Raw genomic sequence first — 19,162 nt, 5'->3', positions numbered from 1 at the left:
TAGCACCGGGGTACTACGCGTCCTACACGGCCGACCGAAACCCAGGCGCGGAACGGACGAGCCGAGTCGCGTAGAACCGAACTGAGCCGGAACGGACAAGCCGAGCCGGGTCGGCCGGGTGGGGTCGAGCCGGAACGGACGAACCGAGCCGAGCCGAGCCGGAGCGAGCCGGGGCGAATCGAGCCGGTGTGCGGCTGAGAGCGTGTCCGGTGCGTTGGCGCCGGTCAGCCGGGGGTGTGGATCATTCGCCTGGGCGGACGAGGCCGACCTCGTAGGCGTAGACGATCGCCTGGGCGCGGTCGCGTAGACCGAGTTTGGCGAGGATGCGGCCGAAGTGGGTCTTCACGGTCTGCTCGGCGACGACCAGTTCGGCGGCGATCTCGGCGTTGGACAGGCCGCGGGCGACCAGGGCCAGCACCTCGGTCTCCCGCTCGGTCAGCTCGTCCAGGCGGGATCTGGACGGGCCGCGCGGGGCGCCGAGCCGGGCGAACTCCGAGATCAGCCGCTTGGTGATGGACGGGGACAGCAGCGCGTCGCCCGCCGCGACGACCCGGACCGCCTCGGCCAGTTCGTTCGCCGAGGCGTCCTTCAGCAGGAAGCCGGAGGCGCCGGCGCGCAGCGCCTCGTAGACGTAGTCGTCCAGGTCGAAGGTGGTGAGCATGAGCACCTTCGGTGCGGCGTCCGGGCCGGACGCCAGCATCCTGCGGGTCGCCTCCAGGCCGTCCATCACTGGCATCCGGACGTCCATCAACACCACGTCGGGACGGAGCGAATCGGCCACCGCCAGGGCCCGCTCACCATTCTCGGCCTCGCCGACGACCTCGATGTCGGGCTGGGCGTTGAGCAGCACGCCGAAACCGGTCCGCACCATGCCCTGGTCGTCGGCGATCATCACCCGGATCGTCATGAGGCGGACGTCTCCGGTCGCGCATCGCCCGACGGGCGCCCGTCCGGCGGCGAGACGCGCGCGGACGGGGCGGACGGGGCGTCCGGTGGTGCGGTCTCGGGCAACGTGGCGGTCACGGCGAATCCTCCCTCGGCGACGGTCACGGCGGACAGTTCGCCGCCGAGCATCGCCACCCGCTCGCGCATGCCGACCAGACCGTGTCCCGCGCCCGGCGGCGAGGGCGTGGGGGACTGGCCGGGGGCGGCCGGGCCGTTGACGACGCTCAGCCGTAGTATCCCGCCCGCACGGGCGACCTCGACCCCGACCGCCGACCCGGGCGCGTGCCGCATCGCGTTGCTCAGCGCCTCCTGGACGATCCGGTAGGCGGTCAGGCCCACGCCGGGCGGCAGACCGGAGACGTCGCCGATGACCTTCGACGACACCTCCAGCCCCGTGCCGCGTGCGCCCGCGAGCAGCTCGTCCAGGCGTTCGAGGCTCGGCTGCGGAGCGGTCACCGCGCCGTCCTCCTGGCGCAACACCCCCAGGATGCGGCGCATCTCCCGCAGCGCGTCGAGCGCGGTCGCGCGGATCTCGGCCAGGTCTTGGCGGGTCTCCTCCGGGACGTTCTGGGCCTTGTAGGGGGCGGCCTCCGCCTGAATGGCGATCATCGACATGTGGTGGGCGACCACGTCGTGTAGCTCGCGTGCGATGCGCTGCCGCTCGAGCAGGACGGCCTCGGCGTCGCGGTGCCGCCGCTCCTGCTGCTCCAGCTCGCGCCGGGACGTCCGTCGCATGCGCACGAGGAAGCCCACCAGCAGCGGCACCGCGATCAGGACCGCCCCGCCCGCCGCCGTGGGCGGCTGCAGCAGGGCCGCCCCGAGGACGGTCACCAGCGTGACTCCGATGGTGACCTCGCGCGAGCATCGCGACGCGACTGCGTAGAGCACGAACAGCAGCGCGAACACACCGGGCGGGGCGAAGCGGCCGTCCGCGTTCGAGAACATGGCCGTGACCAGCATTCCCGTGGCGCCCAGCCGCCAGGCCCCCAGGGGATGTCTCCGGCGCAGCGCGAGCGGCGCGGCGAGCCAGATCGCGAGGAGGATGACCAGGAAGGCCGGAGCGGGCGGGGTGTGCACCGGCCTGTCGTCGATCAGTGCGGGCGTGGGATGCGGCGATAGCCGCTCCGACAGCACCGAGAGGCCGCTGAACAGCAGGATCACGGCGACGAACAGGTCGAACCCCTGCGCGACCAGGCGGAAGGGCAGCCGTCCGATCCCGATGAAACGCGTCCAGCGCAGCATGAAAGGCCAGGGCGGGTCCGGATCGGGCGGCTCGGCCTGGCCTCGCCACAGTGCTGCGGCGAGCGGACGCCCCAACAGCCGGACGGTCGCCGCCGGCCCGGCCCCCTCGCGCTCCCCTTCGCCGTTCACGCCCCTAGGTTAGAGAAGCCCAGGCCACGCCCGGATGCCACCGAGGTGCCAGCCGCCCGTCATACCCAGGTTCTACGCCCAAAATCGACCCTGGTCCTGCGCCCCTCGCCCGCCCCCGTCTCCACCGCTCAGGTTCGCGTTCGCGCCACGGGCCCTACGGCCGGGCGTCTCGTGCCCAGGGCCGTGCGGTCCCTGCTTGTGGATGCGGTGGGGTTCGGGCGCTCGGGTGGGGCAAGATTCCAGATATGGAGCCTGCTGAGGCATTGCGGCGGATCGCCTTCCTGCTGGAGCGTGCGCAGGAGCCGACGTTCCGGGTGCGTGCCTTCCGCAAGGCCGCGGAACTGGTGGACCGCATCCCGCCGGACGAGCTGGAACAACGCGCTGAGCAGGGAACCCTTGGTGAGCTGCCCGGTATCGGCAAGGTGACGGCTCTGGTGATCGGCGAGGCGCTGCGTGGTGAGACCCCGGTCTACCTGCGGCGGCTCGAGGCGACCGAGGGCGAGCCCGTGGACGAGGCCGCCGGACGGCTGCGGGCCGCGCTGAAGGGCGATCTGCATCTGCATTCGGACTGGTCGGACGGTGGTTCGCCGATCCGCGAGATGGCCGAGGCCGCGATCTCGATCGGGCACGAGTACATGGCGCTCACCGACCACTCGCCCCGGCTGAGCGTCGCGAACGGCCTGTCGGCGGAGCGGCTGCGCCGCCAGCTCGACGTGGTCGCGGAACTGAACGCCGAGCTCGCGCCGTTCCGGATCCTCACCGGGATCGAGGTGGACATCCTGGACGACGGCTCCCTCGACCAGGAGCCGGATCTGCTCGAACGGCTGGACGTGGTGGTCGCCAGCGTTCACTCCAAGCTGCGCATGGAGCGCGTCGCGATGACGGAGCGCATGGTCAAGGCCATCGCGAATCCGCGGGTCAACGTCCTCGGTCACGCCACCGGACGGATCGTCAAGGCGGGCGGACGGCGCGGCGGCCTGCGTCCGGAGTCCGAGTTCGACGCGGGGCTGGTCTTCGACGCCTGCGTCGCCTACGACGTCGCGGTGGAGATCAACTCCCGCCCGGAGCGCCTCGACCCGCCCAAACGGCTCCTCCGCCTCGCGGTCGAGGCGGGCTGCATGTTCTCGATCGACTCCGACGCCCACGCCCCCGGACAGCTCGACTGGCTGCCCAACGGCTGCGACCGCGCCGCCCGCTGCGGCGTCCCCGCCGACCGCGTCGTCAACACCCTCCCCGCCGCGGACGTCCTGGCCTGGACCCGCGCCAAGCGCTGACCCGAAGCCGTTTTGTCGGAGAGGTTGCGTACGGTCGGAGGGGTGAACCGCACTGACCGGTTGTATGCACTGGTGGAGGAACTGCGGGCGAGCGCGCCGCGCCGCCGTAGCGCACGGGAGCTGGCCGAGCTCTACGAGGTGAGCGTCCGGACGATCGAGCGTGACATCGGTGCGTTGCAGCAGGCGGGGGTGCCGATCTACGCGGACGTCGGGCGCGGCGGCGGGTACACGCTCGACAAGGAGCGGACGCTGCCGCCGGTCAACTTCACCGCGAGTGAGGCCGTGGCGCTGGCGATCTGCCTCGGGCGGGCGGGGGACAGCCTCTACGCGCGGGCGGCGCGGACGGCACTGAACAAGATCCTTTCGGTGATGCCCGAGGCGGACAACTTCGCCGCCCGCGATCTGGCGTCGCGCATCCGGTTCCACGTCCCGAAGGAGGAGACCGCGGTCGCGCGGCCCGCGCGGGACGCGGTGCTGGAGGAGGCGATGCTCGCGCGGCGCGTCGTCCGGATCACCTACGTCGACCGCCACGGCGCCGAGACCGAGCGGGACGTCGAGCCGCAGGCGTTCACGGTGGCCGCTCGCGGCTGGTACCTGCTGGCCTGGTGCCGGTTGCGCGGCGAATGCCGGGTGTTCCGCCTCGACCGGCTCCTGCGCGCCGTCCCGCTGGACGAGATCGCGCCCGAGCGGTCGTGGGACTCGCTCGGTGAACCGCCGCGGGAGATCCGCACGAGGGCGCTCGAACTCGCCTGAAAACACCGACAGGGGGTTGTCGCCCGTCCACGCGAACCTCTCTTCGACGCACGGAAGAGCGAAGGAGAGAGACTCATGGCCGGTGTGCCGTTCAACTCTGTGGGCTGGTTCGAGATCGGTACGGAGCGGCCGGACGAGACCAAGCGCTTCTACGGGGAGCTGTTCGACTGGTCCTTCAAGATCGACGACTCCGGTGAGATGACGTACCACGAGGTCACCGCGCCGGGCACGGAACGTCCGTCCGGCGGGATCCTGGAGTCGGACGGCCACTTCCCCGACTACGCGATCTTCTACGTGGTGGTGCGGGACGTGGCCGAGACGGTCGCCCGCGCGGAGGAGCTCGGCGGCCAGGTGGTCGTCCCGCCGAGGAAGACCGAGGCCGGGCTGACCATCGCCCAGCTCCAGGACAGCGCCGGCCACCACTTCGGCGTGTTCTCCCCGCCGTCCGCCTGACCCCCGCTCCGCCTGACACCGGCGGACGGCCTTCCGGGCGCCGCCGAAACCGCCCGAACCGCCGAAACCGCTGAAACGCCGCGCCGCTGACCGCCGGCGGTCGTCCCGCCTCGCCACGTCGTCCCTGGACGGACGTGCCGTGCCGGGCCGTCCGGCTGGCGACGCGGAAAGGCCCCGGGACCGCGATCCACACCTTCGCGGCCCCGGGGCCTCCCCATGTCAGGGCGTCAGGCGTCGCCACCGGTGTTGCTCTCGGCGGTCTGGACACCGCCCGCGAACGCCTCGTCCACCGGGGAGCTCAGCCGGTAGTGCTCGATCGCCCGCTGCAGCACCTCGTGCTTGACCTCGCCCGCGCGCGCGAGCCGGGTCAGGACGGCGAGGGCGATGGACGCCGCGTCCACGTGGAACACGCGGCGCGCCGCCGCGCGCGTGTCGGAGAAGCCGAAGCCGTCGGTGCCGAGCGAGGTGAAGTCGCCGGGCGCCCACGGGGCGATCTGGTCCGGGACGGCGCGCATGAAGTCCGACACCGCCACGGACGGCCCGGACGTCTCGCCGAGCCGCCGCGTGACGTACGGGACGCGCTGCTCCTCGTCCGGGTGCAGCATGTTCCACTCGTCGCACGCGGCCGCCTCGCGGGCCAGCTCGTTCCACGAGGTCGCCGACCAGACGTCCGCCGCGACGTTCCACTTCTCGGCCAGCTGGCGCTGCGCCTCCAGGGCCCAGCGCCCCGCGACGCCGGACGCGAGGATCCGCGCCTTCGGGGCCTCCCCGCCCAGCTCGGACGGCCGCTGCAGGTAGAGCCCCTTGAGCAGGCCCGCGACATCGAGGTCCGCGGGGGCGGCGGGCTGCTGGTAGGGCTCGTTGTAGATGGTCAGGTAGTAGAAGACGTCCTCGCCGTGCGGGTGCTGCTCGGACGGCCCGTACATGCGGCGCAGCGCGTCCTGCACGATGTAGGACATCTCGTACGCCCACGCGGGGTCGTAGTGGACGCAGGCGGGATTGGTCGCGGCGAGCAGCGGCGAGTGCCCGTCGGCGTGCTGGAGGCCCTCACCGGTCAGCGTGGTGCGCCCCGCGGTCGCGCCGAGCAGGAAGCCGCGGCCCATCTGGTCGCCGAACGCCCACGCCTGGTCGCCGGTCCGCTGGAACCCGAACATCGAGTAGAAGATGTAGACGGGGATCATGAACTCGCCGTGCGTGGCGTAGGACGTCCCGGCAGCGATCGTGGACGCCATCGAGCCCGCCTCGCTGATGCCCTCGTGCAGCATCTGGCCCTGCTCGGACTCCTTGTAGGACAGCAGCAGCCTCCGGTCGACCGCCTCGTAGGTCTGCCCGTGCGGCGAGTAGATCTTGGACGTCGGGAACAGCGAGTCCATGCCGAACGTCCGGTACTCGTCCGGGGCGATCGGGACGAACCGGGCGCCGATGTCCTCGTCCTTGATCAGGTCCTTCAACAGCCGGACGAACGCCATCGTGGTCGCGACGTTCTGCTTGCCCGACCCCTTGCGCAGCTCGCCGTACACCGGGTCGCCGGGCAGTTTCAGCGCCTTCGACCGGACGACCCGCTTCGGCAGGAAACCGCCGAGCGCGGCGCGCCGCTCCCGCATGTACTCGATCTCGTCGGAGTTCTCGCCCGGGTGGTAGTAGGGCGGCAGCTCGCCCGCAAGGGCCGAGTCGGGGATCTCCAGGTAGAGCCGGTCGCGGAACTCCTTCAGCTCGGCCTTGGTGAGCTTCTTCATCTGGTGGGTGGCGTTGCGGGCCTCGAAGTCGGGCCCGAGCGTCCAGCCCTTGATGGTGTGCGCGAGGATCACGGTCGGCTGGCCGACGTGCTCGCGGGCGGCCTTGAACGCCGCGTAGACCTTGCGGTAGTCGTGCCCGCCGCGGGACAGCCTGCGCAGGTCGTCGTCGGTGAGGTCCTCGACCATCCGGCGCAGCCGCGGGTCGTCGCCGAAGAAGTGGTCGCGGATGTAGCCGCCGGACTCGACGGTGTAGGTCTGGAACTGGCCGTCCGGGGTGGTGTTCATCTTGTTGACCAGCACGCCGTCGACGTCCTGGGCGAGCAGCGGGTCCCAGTCGCGGCCCCAGATGACCTTCAGGACGTTCCAGCCCGCGCCGCGGAAGAACGACTCCAGCTCCTGGATGATCTTGCCGTTGCCGCGCACCGGGCCGTCCAGCTGCTGCAGGTTGCAGTTGACGACGAAGGTGAGGTTGTCCAGCTCCTCGCGCGCGGCCAGGCCGATCGCGCCGAGCGACTCGGGCTCGCCCATCTCGCCGTCGCCGAGGAACGCCCAGACGTGCGAGCGCGAGGTGTCCTTGATCTTGCGGTTGTACAGGTAGCGGTTGAACCGGGCCTGGTAGACCGCGTCGATCGCGGTGAGTCCCATCGAGACCGTGGGGAACTCCCAGAAGTCCGGCATCAGGCGCGGGTGCGGGTAGGACGGCAGCCCGCCGCCGGGGTGGCTGAACTCCTGCCGGAAACCGTCCAGCTTGTCCTGCGGGAGGCGGCCCTCGAGATAGGCGCGCGCGTAAATGCCGGGCGCGGCGTGCCCCTGAATGAACACCTGGTCGCCCGACTCGCCGTGGTCCTTGCCCCGGAAGAAGTGGTTGAAACCGACTTCGTACAACGAGGCCGCCGAGGCGTAGGTGGCGATATGGCCGCCGACTCCGAGTCCGGGGCGATTGGCGCGGGAAACCATGATCGCCGCATTCCAGCGGATGTAGGCGCGGATGCGGCGCTCTATGTGCTCGTCCCCGGGGAACCAGGGTTCGATCTCCGGCGGGATCGAGTTGATGAAGTCGGTGCTGCGCAGGCCGGGGACCCCGACCTGCAGCTCCCTGGCGCGCTCCAGCAGGCGCAGCATCACGTACCGCGCCCTGCCCCGGCCCTCGGTCTTGATGACCGTGTCCAGCGATTCCAGCCACTCCCGGGTCTCGTCCGGGTCGATGTCGGGCAGCTGGCTCGGCAGGCCGTCACTGATGATCGAGAATTGCCGTCCGGAAGCCACGGGGTCCCCTCTGTGTTCGGCGTCTGTCCACTTCAGGACGGGGTGAACGGCGTGCTCGACGACGTTCCGCCGCCCCGGGTCGTCGATCCATCGTCGCCGTTCCGCGCGACCAACGCATCTCTACCGGCCGGTAATCATTCTGGCCGCCGGAACGCGCTTCGTAACCTCTGAGAATCGTCTTTTCCACGCTTTTTGGTCTACGCAATGGCCGCTGATCGTAAAACACCGCGAAGTGGACGCCCCGACCCCTTGGCGGCGGGCCCGTCGCGTACCAGGGTGGGAGGGGGACGCCGAAGCACTCCGGGGAGACGAGGGAACTCCCGGGGGACGTCGAGGAACCCTGGCGTCAGTCCGGAGGTACCGATGAAGGCCATGGTCGGAGACCGCCTGCACATCCACCGCAACGCCGTCGGCGTGACCGACACCGAGGCGGAGATCATCGAAGTGCGCGGCGACGACGGCGCCCCGCCGTACGTCTGCCGCTTCCCCGACGGCCATGTCGCCACGGTCTTTCCGGGCCCCGACGCCGTCGTCGAGCACCCCGTCCCGCACTGAGACGCCCCGTCCCGCGCGTGTCCCGCGCCCCGCCCCCTACGGACGGCGATCACCCCTGGCGCGCCGGGGGTGATTGATCGGTCGCGGATCCTGGTAGACAGGGGCTATGGAGAGCACCGTGGTCCAGGTGACCACAGGGAGCGGCGAGGTGGTGCGGGACATCACGCCGGAGTGCGCGCGGTTCGTCGCCGAACAAGGCGGGGACGGGCTTCTGAACGTCTTCGTGCCGCACGCGACGGCCGGTGTGGCCATCCTCGAACTGGGCGCGGGCAGCGATGACGACCTGCTCGCCGCGCTTGCCGATCTTCTGCCCGCCGACGACCGCTGGAGGCACGCGCACGGATCGCGCGGGCACGGGCGGTCGCACGTGATGCCGGCGCTGGTCCCGCCCTATGCGACGCTGCCCGTCCTGGGCGGATGGCTGCAACTGGGCACCTGGCAGTCGGTGGCACTCGTCGACCTCAACCTGGACAACCCGGACCGGCAGGTACGGTTGTCCTTCCTTGCGGGATGAGCGTGGGTTGTTACGCTCGGTGGGTGTTCCGTCACGACGTCCGGCGCGAATCGGCCAATGAGGCCACCAAATGCCGGGAAGACACTTGCGCGAGGGGCCTCCACTTGTGTGGACTGTCCCGCAAAACCCGCGCGGGGCGGGAACGGACCGCCACGGGGGCGGCCCGGACCGTCCGGTACGGACTATCGACCATGGGAGGACTTTCGTGAGCGCGACCGCAGGTCAGGCGCAGTCTGAGCGCAGCCTGGCCGAACGGCTCGGATTCAAGCCGGACCAGGTGGTGCAGGAGATCGGCTACGACGACGACGTCGACGAGGGGCTCCGCGCGAGCATCGAGTCCGTCACCGGGGCCGAACTCGTCGATGAGGACTACGAGGAAGTGGCCGACGCCGTCCTGCTGTGGTGGCGCGAAGAGGACGGCGAGCTGTTCGACGCCCTCTCCGACACCCTGGTCTCGCTGACCGACGGCGGCGTGGTGTGGCTGCTCACCCCCAAGGCGGGGCGGGACGGCCACGTCGAGCCGAGTGACATCGACGAAGCCGCCTCCTCCGCCGGGATGTCGCAGTCCAAGAGCATCTCGGCGGCGGGCGACTGGTCCGGCACCAAGCTCACCCCCTCGAAGGGCCGCTGACGCCTTTGATCCTGTGATCCTGCCTCGCACGTGACGGGCCCGTGTCCGCCTCCGGTCCCCTCGGGACCGGGTGGCGGGACGGGCCCGTGGCAGACTGTCCCGGGACGGGTCCCCGCACGCGCGGGGACGAGTATCCCGCCCCCGGGCGGGTCGATCCTCGGGAGAGGCATTGGCGGTCGAGGTAGGCGGCGTCGCACCGGACTTCGAGCTGAAGGACCAGCACGGCACCCCGGTGAAGCTGTCGGACTTCCGCGGTGAGAAGAACGTCGTCCTGGTGTTCTTCCCGCTGGCCTTCAGCGGCGTGTGCACGGGCGAGCTGTGCGCCATCCGGGACGAGCTGCCCACCCTCGTCGGGGACGACGAGACGCAGGTCGTCGCGGTCTCGGTCGACTCGATGTTCGCCCAGCGCGCCTGGTCCGAGCAGGAGGGCTACAAGTTCCCCCTCCTCGCGGACTTCTGGCCGCACGGCGGCGTCGCGCAGGCCTACGGGGTGTTCGACGAGGAACGCGGCCTCGCCCGGCGCGGCACGTTCGTCATCGACAAGGAGGGCGTCGTCCGCTGGACGGTCGTCAACGCCATCCCCGACGCCCGCGACCTCGACGACTACCGCAAGGCGCTGTCGGCTTTGTGATCCCGGCTCCGCCGGGCTCGCCTCGCGGCTCGCCCAGCGGACCGGTCTCACTGCGAGCGCGACATTGCTTCGCGATCTGCCGCCGAGGGCCTCGCCTTCGGCGTCGGCCCCCGGCGGCAGGTAGCGCGCTCGCGCCGGTTGCGGCGGCCGCGTGGTTCTCCGCAGACTTGACGCATCGGCCGGGCATCCGCCCGGCTCCGCACCCGTTGGAGGTGTGATGCCCTGCTTCCGTTGCGGGGCGCGGCAGACCGATCCCGCGCGGGGCGCGAGCCCTTGGCGGCGGGGGGTCCTCGCCGACCACCAGATTCTCGTCTGCCCGGCCTGCCAGGCCGGGGACGGGTGGTCAGACGCCCTCGACCACTGCTCGTCCTGCGGCTCGGCCGCGCTCGTCTGCCGCCTCGGGGACGTGGAGTGCCGCGAGTGCGGTCACACTCGCGAGGCCGACCGTGACGATCCGGATCAGGCGTCCGAGCCCGCGGCCGCTTCGCCGGGCGTCGACCTTTCGCAGGAGGTCGCCGCGGCTCTCGGCCGCGTTCTCGGACGTCCGCTGACCTAGGGGACCGGGGGCGTCAGGACGTTTCCAGGACGCGGAAGGTCAGGCCGGCCTTGACGAGGCGCTCGATGAGGGCGTTGCCCATGGCCTGCGCGGTGGTGACCTGGCCGGAGGTGTCCGGGAGGTCGTCCTGGGCGAGGCAGAGCGCGGACTCGGCGAGCATCTTGGAGGTCTCGCCGTAGCCGGGGTCGCCGCCCGAGACCTCGGTCACGACACGCCGTCCGCCGCCCTCGCCGACGAACGTGAGGCTGAACCAGTGCCCGGCGCGCTGCTCGGCGGACGGCCCCTCGCCCGGCGTGCCGAGCTTCAGCAGCAGGGCGCGGGTCGGCGGGAGCTGCGCGGCGGCGAGCACGCCGACGGAGCCGAGGGCCAGCCCGACGGCGCTGGGCAGGCGCTTCACGGCGAGGAAGTGGCCGAAGGTGAAGTCCGGGCCGTAGCGGTCGAGCGCGGTGGCCGAGCGGGCGACGATCTGGGAGTCGATGACCGGAAGTGGCAACGTCCATCCGGCGCGGGCGTGCGGGACGGGGCCGCGTTCGAGGCGGACCTTCCGTCCGGACACGGGGGCGGGCTCGGCGCGGCGGCGGTCGCGTTCGGCGCGGAGCATGCCGGGGAAGTCCGCGAAGATGCCGACGGACGAGTGCAGCGTCCCGCCCGAGAACTTGGCGTTGACGCGCAGGAACGCCTCGACGCGGAGCGGCACGTCCTCGGGCAGCTGCTGGACGGTGTAGTACGCGCCGAGGTCGGACGGGATGGAGTCGAACCCGCACGCGTGCACGAGCCGCGCCCCGGACCGGACGGCCTGCTCGTGGTGCTTCACGTACATACGGTCGACGAAGGTCGGCTCGCCGGTGAGGTCGACGTAGTCGGTGCCGAGGCGGGCGCACGCCGCGACGAGCGGCTCGCCGAGCCGGACGTACGGCCCGACCGTGGAGATCACGACCCGGGCGGACCCGGCGACGCGCTCGATCGACGCCGCGTCGGCGGTGTCGGCCTGGAGGAGCGGCAGTTCGACGAGCGTGGGGTCGATCGCGGCGAGCCGGTCGCGGACGTCCTCGAGCCTGGCGGTGTCCCGCCCGGCGAGGGCCCAGCGGACGCCGGGTTCGGCGCGTCTGGCCAGGTATTCGGCGGTCAGGCCTCCGGTGAAGCCGGTCGCGCCGAACAGCACGAGGTCGTACGGACGGTCGGTCATGGCTGCGGTCATGGCTTCGTCCCTCCACGGGTTCGGCTCCGATTGTGTCGGATGCGGCGAACCGGCGTGCGGGCGGGAGGCCCTTGGGGGAGGGCGAAGCGGAAGGCGAACGAAGCGGGATCGGCCGGGCGTGTCCGGTGGGATTCGGACGGACACGCCCGGCCGTTCACGAACTGTCGTCCCGACTTTCGTGACAGTTGATACGAATGTTCCTTATGTGGGGATTGATCCGATCGAAAGATCGTCATCCCCCCACAGGAGGTGGGCCCATGCGGGCTCGGCTCGCCGGCGCGCTGTGCGCCGTGCTGCTCGTGGTGACCGGGACGACCGCGGCCGGGGTGTCCGGCCACGGTCGGCTCAGGTTCGCCGTCACCCTCTCCCCGTCCGTCGCCAAGGCCGTGGTGGACGGCCGCGCCTATGTGATCGTCTCCCGGAACGGGGACTCCGAGCCCCGCGACCAGATCGACATCACCGGCGGCGTCCCGTTCTGGGGACGCGACGCCGACGGCGTCCGGCCGGGTAAGAGCGTCGTCCTTTCCGCGGGCGGCGGGACGTACGGCTACCCGCTCAAGAACATCGCGTCGCTGCCCGCCGGCCGGTACTCGGTGCAGGCGTTCTTCAACACCTACGACACGTTCAGGCGCGGCGACGGCTCGACGGTCAAGATGCACATGCCCTGCGGGGACGGCATGGACCTGTTCAACTCGCCCGGCAACTTCTACAGCGCTCCGCGCTGGGTCGACATCGACCCGGAGCACGGCGGGACGGTCGACCTGACCCTCGACCACCTGATCACGCCGTCCCAGCCGGTCCCGGCGGGCGGCACCTGCCAGCAGGGCAATCCGGCCGACTCGGCGCACGTGAAGCACGTGAAGATCCAGAGCCCGGCGCTGTCGAGGTTCTGGGGACGGCCCATCTACATCGGCGCGAACATCCTGCTCCCGGCCGGATACGACCCGAACGGGTCCGTCCGCTACCCGGTCGAGTACCACTTCGGGCACTTCACCACGAACGCCCCGCGCGGCTTCCGTGAGGACGGCGGCAACGCGTTCTCGAAGTGGTGGCTGTCGGACGCGGCGCAGCGCTTCATCGTCGTGGAGGTCCGCGAAGAGAACCCGTTCTACGACACGTCCTACGTCGTGGATACCCCGAACCTCGGCCCCTATGGGCAGGCCACGACGCAGGAGCTGATCCCGGCGATCGACGCCCAGTTCCACACGATCGCCGAGCCGTACGGACGCGTCACGAGCGGCGGTTCGACCGGTGGCTGGATGGCGCTGGCGAGCCAGGTCTTCTACCCGGACGTCTACGGCGGCACGTTCGCGGGCTATCCCGACCCCGTCGACCTGCGCCGCGAGCAGATCGTCAACGTGTACAGCGACGGGAACGCCTACGACACCGTCCGCGAATGGGACCGGACGCCGCGTCCGGACAGCCGGAACGTCGCGGGTGACACCAACTACGTCAACGCCCAGGAGAACCTCTGGGAGCTGGCCCGCGGCGGCAAGGACCGCTCGGGCGGTTCGTGGGCCATGTGGGAGGCGCTGTTCAGCCCGCGGGGCAAGGACGGCTATCCGGCTCTGGCCTGGGACAAGGCGTCCGGGACGATCGACCACTCGGTGAGCGCCGGATGGAAGGCGATGGACCTGTCCGCCAAGGTCGCCGCCGAATGGCCGACGCTCGGACCCAAGCTTCAGGGCAAGGTCTATGTGTACGTCGGGGACACCGACACCTACTTCCTGAACACGGCCGTCGAGCTGTTCCAGCAGCGCACGGACGCCCTGACGAGCCCGTCGTCCGGGTTCACCTTCGTGTACGGACGCGCCAAGCAGCACGGCTGGTCGCCCTACACGGCGCAGGAGTGGTTCCAGATCTACGCCGACTACGTCGCCGGGCACGCGCCGAAGGGCACCGACGTCTCGGCGTGGCGCGGCCCGCGCGCCACGCCGCGCCTGAGCGCCTCGGGAGGTGAGATCGTCCCGCCGGAGAAGCACGTCGGCCTGCCCCGCTGAGCCGTGAACCGCCACTGATGATCACCGTTCGCCGCGTCGGACGGACCGCCCGGCCGAGGAGCCGGTCCGTTCGGCGCGGTGAATCGTCCGTTCGCCGCAGGACACTGTCGGCGGCGTAACGCTCCCGTGCGGAGATGCGACGACGATCACATCGCGCGCCGGGATGGGAGCTCCCATGTCCTAGTGTTGGGACGACCGACAGGAAGATGTGGGGGAGACGTTGCTGAACCCTGAGGACCTGTACGAGCTGGACGCGGACCTGCCCGAGATGACCGGGCCGGTACTGCTGCACAGCCTCGACGGCTTCGTGGACGCCGGACAGGCAGGACAGCTCGTCCGCGAGCACCTCCTCGACTCCCTCGACGGCCGGATCGTCGCCCGGTTCGACGTGGACGCGCTGCTCGACTACCGGGCCCGCCGCCCGCTGATGACCTTCGACCGCGACCACTGGTCCGGCTACGAGGCCCCCGAACTGGTCGTCCGGCTGCTGCACGACGAGGTGGGCACGCCGTTCCTGATGCTCACCGGCCCCGAGCCGGACCGGCAGTGGGAGGGCTTCGCCGGGGCCGTCCGGTCGCTGGTGGAGCGGCTCGGCGTCGCGCTGACCGTGGGCTTCCAGGGCATCCCGATGGGCGTGCCGCACACCCGCCCGGTCGGGCTGACCGCGCACGCGACCCGGCCCGAACTGATCACCAGGACGTCCTGGTTCGACAAGGTGCAGGTCCCGGGCAGCGCCGCCGCGCTGCTGGAGTACCGGCTCGGCGAGCACGGCCACGACGCGGTCGGGTTCGCCGTCCACGTCCCGCACTACCTGGCCCAGTCCGGCTATCCGGCGGCGGCCGTCGCCGCGTTGGAGGCCGTCGTCGCGGCCACCGGCCTGGTGCTGCCGGGAGGCGGGCTGCGCGAGTCCGCGGCCCACACCGACGCCGAGATCGCCGAGCAGGTCGCGGGCAACGCCGAGGTCGAGAAGGTGGTGACCGCGCTGGAGCAGCAGTACGACGCGTTCGCGGGCGCCGTCGAGCGCGAGTCGCTGCTCGCCGAGCGCCAGGACATGCCGACCGCGGACGAGCTGGGCGCCCAGTTCGAGCGCTTCCTCGCCGAGCAGGACGGCCCCGAGACGCCGTAGCCGTCCGGGGCCGGGCTCGGACGGTCAGCGCTCGCGCGGTGTGACGTCGTGCCAGCCGTCCGGGCCGGGGAGCGTGGCGGCGGCCTCGGGGCCCCACGAGCCCGGCTCGTACGGCAGGGGCACGTCGGTGGCGTTGAGGACGGGCTCGACGATCCGCCAGCACTCCTCCACGACGGGCAGGGACGCGAAGTACGTCCGGTCGCCGGTGATCGCGCCCTCGATGATGTTCTCGTAGGGCATCTCGACGCGTCCGTGGACGTCGGCGAAGTCCACGCGCAGCGGCACCGGCTCGGACGGACGGCCGCTCTCGGGCTGTTTGACCACCATCTCCATCGTCATGGCCGCCTCGGGGACGATGTGGAACCTGATCAGGTTCGGCGCGGGCCTCCCCTCGCGGTCCGGGTAGAGCGTGACGGGCGGCGTCCTCAGCTCCACGACCACCTCGGTCGAGGTCGTCCGGAGCGACTTGCCGCTCCGCAGCAGGAACGGGACGCCCTGCCAGCGCCAGTTGTCCACCCACGCCCGGGTCGCGAAGTAGGTCTCGGTCCGGGAGTCGGGCTTCACGCCCTCGACGTCCAGGTAGCCGCGGTACTGGCCGCGCACGGTGTCGGCGGGGTCCATCGAACGCGTCGCCTGGAGCGCCCGGTGCGTCTCCTGCTGCTCGGCCTCGGGGTCCGGCGAGGCGGGCGGCTCCATCGTCAGGAACATGAGCATCTGGAGCATGTGGTTCTGGACGACGTCCTTCAGGCAGCCGACCGCGTCGTAGAACGAGCCGCGGCCCGCGACGTCGAAGTCCTCGAGCAGGTCGATCTGGACGCTCGCGATGTGGTCCCGGTTCCACAGCGGGGCGAGCAGCCCGTTGGCGAACCGGGACGCCTTCATGCCCATGACCGCGACGTCCCCGAGGAAGTGGTCGACGCGCAGCAGGTGGTCCTCGTCGAAGAAGCGGGTCAGGGCGTCGTCCAGGGCTCGGGCGCTGGCCAGGTCGTGGCCGAACGGCTTCTCGACGACCAGTCGCGCGTCCCGGTTCAGGCCCTCGACGGCCAGCGACTCGGCGACCCGGGTGAACAGTGACGGCGGGACGGCGAGGTAGTGGCTCACGAATCCGCCGCCGCCGGTCGCCTCCCCTAGGCGGTCGCGCAGCCGGGAGAACGTCGCGCCGTCCTTGAAGTCGCCGGTGACCAGGCTCAGCCGCTCCGCCAGCCTCGCGAAGACCCGCTCGTCGAAGTCCGGGACGGCGGCCTTGACCCAGTTCCGGGCGTGGGCGCGCAGCGTCTGGTCGTCCCAGTCGGAGTAGGCGGCGCCGACGACCGGGACGTCCAGAAGACCGCGCTCGGTCAGCCGGTACAGCGCCGGGAGGATCATCTTCTGGGCCAGGTCGCCGGTGATGCCGAACAGGGCGAGCGCGTCCGCGCGCTTCGGGGTCTCCATGGCGGTGCGTCCTCCTTCTCCTCTGCCGCGGCCGCGGTCAGCCCGCCAGGATGCCCCACGAGCCGGTGTGCGTCGCGCCGGGCTCCAGCCGGATGACGTCGACGCCGCTCACGAACGCGTTCGGCGGGCAGGTCATCGGCTCGACGCCGAGGCCCTTCCGTCGCAGCCCGGGCGGCACGCCGTCGGCGGTGTAGACCTCCACCCAGGGATGCGTCCGGTCGAGCCAGAACGAGACTCGGCGGTTCACGCCGGACAGGTGCACCCAGGCACGTCCGGTGTCGTCGCGGTGCAGGTCGGTGAAGGCGCGGTCGACCTCCAGCGGGCCCAGCCTCCGCCCTCCGCGCAGGTCGTACCCCGTCCCCTCGACCGGACGCGGCGGACCGGGCGGGATCATCCGGTCGTTCACCGGCAGGTACCGGTCGCCCGGGATCTGGACGGCGCAGTCGTCGATCCGCTCGCCCACCGACAGGTACGGGTGCGCGCCGTGCCCGTACGGCGCGGCGACGCGGCCGTGGTTCCCGGCGGTCAGCGTGACCGTCAGGCCGTGCGCCTCATGCAGGACGTACTCGGCGGTGACGTCCAGGCGGAACGGGTAGCCGGGGGAGCCGAGCAGCCGGGTCCCGAGCGAGACCCGGTCGGGCGCGCGCTCGACCTCACGCCACGTGGACCAGCGGACGAGGCCGTGGATGGCGCAGTCGAGCTCCGGCTCGTTGATGGGAAGGACGTGCTCCGTGCCGTCCCAGATGTAGCGGCCCTGGTCGATCCGGTTCGGCCAGGGGATCAGCAGCTGGCCGAACGCGGCGGGCGCGACCTCGTCCTCGCCGTGGGTCAGCACGAGCGGCTCGCCGTCGTGGTCGAGCACGCGCAGGGCCGCGCCCACCTCGGTCACCACCGCCCGGTAGGGCCCGGCGTTGATCGTGTACTGCTCTCCGGTCGTGGCCAGCCCGGTCCGGCGGGCCTCCGGTACCGAATCGCTCATCGCGGGACGTTCCTCCTCTGGCGGGAGAGGGACGCGCGGGCGCCCGTGGACGTCGGGAATCCTCCGGGCGGAGGTGAATCCGATGGATCGCCCTCTTGATGACGATCTTCCCCTTCGGGGCCTGTCCGGACGCCCCAGGGCCGGTCAAGGAATCCCCGCGAGAGCCTCGCCAGGGCGCCCCGGAGCCCGCCCTGGGCTGGGGGAAACCGTTTCGCGTTAGTCCCCGCGAACCGGGTACGCTTGCCCGGTCGCCAGGGCGTTCGCCCTCGGCCCGGGGCGCGTAGCTCAGGGGTAGAGCACCCGCCTTACAAGCGGGTGGCCGCAGGTTCGAAACCTGCCGCGCCCACCTCCACACCGAAGGCCCCGTCCTCCCCGGAGGACGGGGCCTTCGGCGTCGCGCACGGGTATTCGGGTGCCCCGAATGAGGGCATTGAGTGTCCTGGAAGAGGCCTTCGACAGAGATGTGACCGGGCTCTCAGGAATGTTTCCGCAGGTCAGATGCGGGTTAACATGCCGTTCACAAACGGGCAACAGGCCCGAAATGCCCTGTTGCGAGGCTCTTTCTCGTCCGGACGAACCGGGCCGGCGGATGGAGGAGACGTTGAGCTACAAGGCCGAATACATCTGGGTCGACGGCACCGAGCCCACTGCGAGGCTCCGGTCCAAGACCCGGATCCTCGCCGACGGCGCCGAGCTCCCGGACTGGGGCTTCGACGGCTCCAGCACCAACCAGGCCCCCGGCGACAACTCCGACTGCGTGCTCAAGCCCGTCCTGTGCGTGCCCGACCCGATCCGCGGCGGCGACCACAAGCTGGTGCTGTGCGAGGTGTACCTCGTGGACGGCACCCCGCACCCGACCAACAACCGGGCCAAGCTCCGTCCGGTCGCCGAGAAGTACGCGGCACAGGACTCCTGGTTCGGCATCGAGCAGGAGTACACCTTCTTCCAGGCGGGCCGTCCGCTCGGCTTCCCCGAGACCGGCTTCCCCGCCCCGCAGGGCCCGTACTACTGCGGCGTCGGCGCGGACGAGGTGTTCGGCCGCGACATCGTCGAGGCCCACCTGGACGCCTGCCTCGAGGCCGGGATCAAGGTCTCCGGCATCAACGCCGAGGTCATGCCCGGCCAGTGGGAGTTCCAGATCGGCCCGGCCGGCCCGCTGGAGGTCTCCGACCACCTGTGGCTCGCCCGCTGGCTGCTGTACCGCATCGCCGAGGACTTCGACGTCGCCGCGACCCTCGACCCCAAGCCCGCCAAGGGCGACTGGAACGGCGCCGGCGCGCACACCAACTTCTCCACCAAGGCGATGCGCGAGTCCTACGACGCGATCATCACCGCCTGCGAGTCGATGGGCGCCGAGGGCAAGATCGAGGAGCACATCGCGGGCTACGGCCCGGGCATCCAGGAGCGGCTGACCGGCCAGCACGAGACCGCCCCCTGGAACGTCTACACCTACGGCGTCTCCGACCGCGGCTCGTCCGTCCGGATCCCGTGGCAGGTCCAGGTGGACAAGAAGGGCTACATCGAGGACCGGCGCCCGAACGCCAACATCGACCCCTACAACGTCACCCGCCTGATGGTGAACACGTGCTGCGAGGCGTTGGAGAAGGCCGGCCAGGTCTGATCCGGCAGCTCTGATCTCCTTCAGATCCTCCCGTCCGAGGGCCCCCGCGATCCGTCGCGCGGGGCCCTCGGACGTTCCTCATGCCCGTCCCCGGGCACGTCGGCCCAGGGTTGCCAAATGAC

At 71.2% G+C, this 19,162-nt stretch carries 17 protein-coding genes and 1 tRNA gene; 12 read left to right on the top strand and 6 right to left on the bottom strand.

What is annotated here, in order from left to right; genetic code table 11:
- Positions 1 to 241: 241 nt before the first annotated feature.
- Both AB0L06_RS22620 and AB0L06_RS22615 read right to left on the bottom strand, forming a co-directional pair.
- Entirely contained in the window at positions 242 to 907 is a 666-nt protein-coding gene (locus AB0L06_RS22620) for a response regulator (RefSeq protein WP_500233040.1), read from the bottom strand.
- Positions 904 to 2,316 carry a sensor histidine kinase gene (locus AB0L06_RS22615; protein WP_500233039.1) on the bottom strand — a complete coding sequence of 471 codons (1,413 nt, stop codon included), beginning with the start codon at positions 2,314 to 2,316 and terminating at the stop codon, positions 904 to 906. The genes AB0L06_RS22620 and AB0L06_RS22615 overlap by 4 nt, the downstream gene beginning before the upstream one ends.
- Positions 2,317 to 2,561: 245 nt before the next feature.
- Here AB0L06_RS22615 and AB0L06_RS22610 point away from each other — a divergent pair, with 245 nt between their 5' ends.
- The 3 genes from AB0L06_RS22610 (at position 2,562) to AB0L06_RS22600 (ending at position 4,796) form a co-directional block, all read left to right on the top strand.
- Positions 2,562 to 3,590, top strand: a complete 1,029-nt coding sequence (locus tag AB0L06_RS22610) for a PHP domain-containing protein (RefSeq protein WP_500233038.1) — start codon at positions 2,562 to 2,564, stop codon at positions 3,588 to 3,590.
- Between the two features lie 42 nt (positions 3,591 to 3,632).
- Positions 3,633 to 4,343: a helix-turn-helix transcriptional regulator gene (locus AB0L06_RS22605; RefSeq protein ID WP_500233037.1), complete on the top strand. Its 711-nt coding sequence runs from the start codon at positions 3,633 to 3,635 to the stop codon at positions 4,341 to 4,343.
- 75 nt (positions 4,344 to 4,418) lie between these two features.
- A complete protein-coding gene (locus AB0L06_RS22600) occupies positions 4,419 to 4,796 on the top strand; it encodes a VOC family protein (protein ID WP_500233036.1) in 378 nt (125 codons plus the stop codon).
- Positions 4,797 to 5,023: 227 nt separating this feature from the next.
- Here AB0L06_RS22600 and aceE read toward each other — a convergent pair whose 3' ends face one another.
- Positions 5,024 to 7,798, bottom strand: a complete 2,775-nt coding sequence (gene aceE, locus AB0L06_RS22595) for a pyruvate dehydrogenase (acetyl-transferring), homodimeric type (protein ID WP_500233035.1) — start codon at positions 7,796 to 7,798, stop codon at positions 5,024 to 5,026.
- 363 nt (positions 7,799 to 8,161) lie between these two features.
- Between aceE and AB0L06_RS22590 the strand changes: the two genes are divergently transcribed.
- The 5 genes from AB0L06_RS22590 (at position 8,162) to AB0L06_RS22570 (ending at position 10,685) form a co-directional block, all read left to right on the top strand.
- Positions 8,162 to 8,353 carry a DUF1918 domain-containing protein gene (locus tag AB0L06_RS22590; protein ID WP_500233034.1) on the top strand — a complete coding sequence of 64 codons (192 nt, stop codon included), beginning with the start codon at positions 8,162 to 8,164 and terminating at the stop codon, positions 8,351 to 8,353.
- 106 nt (positions 8,354 to 8,459) lie between these two features.
- Positions 8,460 to 8,867 carry a YjbQ family protein gene (locus AB0L06_RS22585; protein ID WP_500233033.1) on the top strand — a complete coding sequence of 136 codons (408 nt, stop codon included), beginning with the start codon at positions 8,460 to 8,462 and terminating at the stop codon, positions 8,865 to 8,867.
- A 205-nt stretch (positions 8,868 to 9,072) separates the two neighbouring features.
- Positions 9,073 to 9,498: a DUF3052 domain-containing protein gene (locus AB0L06_RS22580; protein ID WP_500233032.1), complete on the top strand. Its 426-nt coding sequence runs from the start codon at positions 9,073 to 9,075 to the stop codon at positions 9,496 to 9,498.
- Positions 9,499 to 9,667: 169 nt separating this feature from the next.
- Complete coding sequence (locus tag AB0L06_RS22575) at positions 9,668 to 10,129, top strand: peroxiredoxin (protein WP_500233031.1); 462 nt, start codon at positions 9,668 to 9,670, stop codon at positions 10,127 to 10,129.
- Positions 10,130 to 10,346: 217 nt separating this feature from the next.
- Positions 10,347 to 10,685 (top strand): hypothetical protein, encoded by a 339-nt coding sequence (locus tag AB0L06_RS22570; RefSeq protein ID WP_500233030.1) that lies wholly within the window; start codon positions 10,347 to 10,349, stop codon positions 10,683 to 10,685.
- 13 nt (positions 10,686 to 10,698) lie between these two features.
- On the opposite strand, the gene AB0L06_RS22565 is transcribed toward AB0L06_RS22570, so the two are convergent.
- Entirely contained in the window at positions 10,699 to 11,883 is a 1,185-nt protein-coding gene (locus AB0L06_RS22565) for a saccharopine dehydrogenase family protein (protein ID WP_500233029.1), read from the bottom strand.
- Between the two features lie 257 nt (positions 11,884 to 12,140).
- On the opposite strand from AB0L06_RS22565, the gene AB0L06_RS22560 reads away from it, so the two are divergent.
- Positions 12,141 to 13,883 carry an alpha/beta hydrolase-fold protein gene (locus AB0L06_RS22560; protein WP_500233028.1) on the top strand — a complete coding sequence of 581 codons (1,743 nt, stop codon included), beginning with the start codon at positions 12,141 to 12,143 and terminating at the stop codon, positions 13,881 to 13,883.
- A 220-nt stretch (positions 13,884 to 14,103) separates the two neighbouring features.
- A complete protein-coding gene (locus AB0L06_RS22555; protein WP_500233027.1) occupies positions 14,104 to 15,009 on the top strand; it encodes a proteasome assembly chaperone family protein in 906 nt (301 codons plus the stop codon).
- Positions 15,010 to 15,033: 24 nt separating this feature from the next.
- On the opposite strand, the gene zwf is transcribed toward AB0L06_RS22555, so the two are convergent.
- Both zwf and AB0L06_RS22545 read right to left on the bottom strand, forming a co-directional pair.
- The gene (gene zwf / locus AB0L06_RS22550) at positions 15,034 to 16,440 is read right to left on the bottom strand and encodes a glucose-6-phosphate dehydrogenase (RefSeq protein ID WP_500233026.1); all 1,407 of its coding nucleotides are present in this window, start codon (positions 16,438 to 16,440) and stop codon (positions 15,034 to 15,036) included.
- A 37-nt stretch (positions 16,441 to 16,477) separates the two neighbouring features.
- Positions 16,478 to 17,419, bottom strand: a complete 942-nt coding sequence (locus AB0L06_RS22545) for an aldose 1-epimerase family protein (RefSeq protein WP_500233025.1) — start codon at positions 17,417 to 17,419, stop codon at positions 16,478 to 16,480.
- 274 nt (positions 17,420 to 17,693) lie between these two features.
- Here AB0L06_RS22545 and AB0L06_RS22540 point away from each other — a divergent pair.
- Together AB0L06_RS22540 and glnII are read left to right on the top strand one after the other, a co-directional pair.
- A tRNA-Val gene (locus AB0L06_RS22540) sits at positions 17,694 to 17,765 on the top strand.
- 255 nt (positions 17,766 to 18,020) lie between these two features.
- The gene (gene glnII, locus AB0L06_RS22535) at positions 18,021 to 19,040 is read left to right on the top strand and encodes a glutamine synthetase (protein WP_500233024.1); all 1,020 of its coding nucleotides are present in this window, start codon (positions 18,021 to 18,023) and stop codon (positions 19,038 to 19,040) included.
- The last annotated feature ends 122 nt before the right edge of the window (positions 19,041 to 19,162 follow it).

Origin of the sequence: Spirillospora sp. NPDC052269, from assembly GCF_040679435.1 — a bacterium.
GTDB lineage: Bacteria > Actinomycetota > Actinomycetes > Streptosporangiales > Streptosporangiaceae > Spirillospora.
The sequence above is the reverse complement of the archived record's forward strand: the minus strand, read 5'-3'. Positions and strand labels throughout refer to the sequence as shown.

What these genes read in the sequence shown, in the direction of transcription:
- AB0L06_RS22620 (WP_500233040.1), bottom strand. Translation starts at nt 907, where the DNA reads ATGACGATCCGGGTGATGATCGCCGACGACCAGGGCATGGTGCGGACC.
- AB0L06_RS22610 (WP_500233038.1), top strand. Translation starts at nt 2,562, where the DNA reads ATGGAGCCTGCTGAGGCATTGCGGCGGATCGCCTTCCTGCTGGAGCGT.
- AB0L06_RS22600 (WP_500233036.1), top strand. Translation starts at nt 4,419, where the DNA reads ATGGCCGGTGTGCCGTTCAACTCTGTGGGCTGGTTCGAGATCGGTACG.
- AB0L06_RS22590 (WP_500233034.1), top strand. Translation starts at nt 8,162, where the DNA reads ATGAAGGCCATGGTCGGAGACCGCCTGCACATCCACCGCAACGCCGTC.
- AB0L06_RS22585 (WP_500233033.1), top strand. Translation starts at nt 8,460, where the DNA reads ATGGAGAGCACCGTGGTCCAGGTGACCACAGGGAGCGGCGAGGTGGTG.
- AB0L06_RS22570 (WP_500233030.1), top strand. Translation starts at nt 10,347, where the DNA reads ATGCCCTGCTTCCGTTGCGGGGCGCGGCAGACCGATCCCGCGCGGGGC.
- AB0L06_RS22565 (WP_500233029.1), bottom strand. Translation starts at nt 11,883, where the DNA reads ATGACCGCAGCCATGACCGACCGTCCGTACGACCTCGTGCTGTTCGGC.
- AB0L06_RS22560 (WP_500233028.1), top strand. Translation starts at nt 12,141, where the DNA reads ATGCGGGCTCGGCTCGCCGGCGCGCTGTGCGCCGTGCTGCTCGTGGTG.
- zwf (WP_500233026.1), bottom strand. Translation starts at nt 16,440, where the DNA reads ATGGAGACCCCGAAGCGCGCGGACGCGCTCGCCCTGTTCGGCATCACC.
- AB0L06_RS22545 (WP_500233025.1), bottom strand. Translation starts at nt 17,419, where the DNA reads ATGAGCGATTCGGTACCGGAGGCCCGCCGGACCGGGCTGGCCACGACC.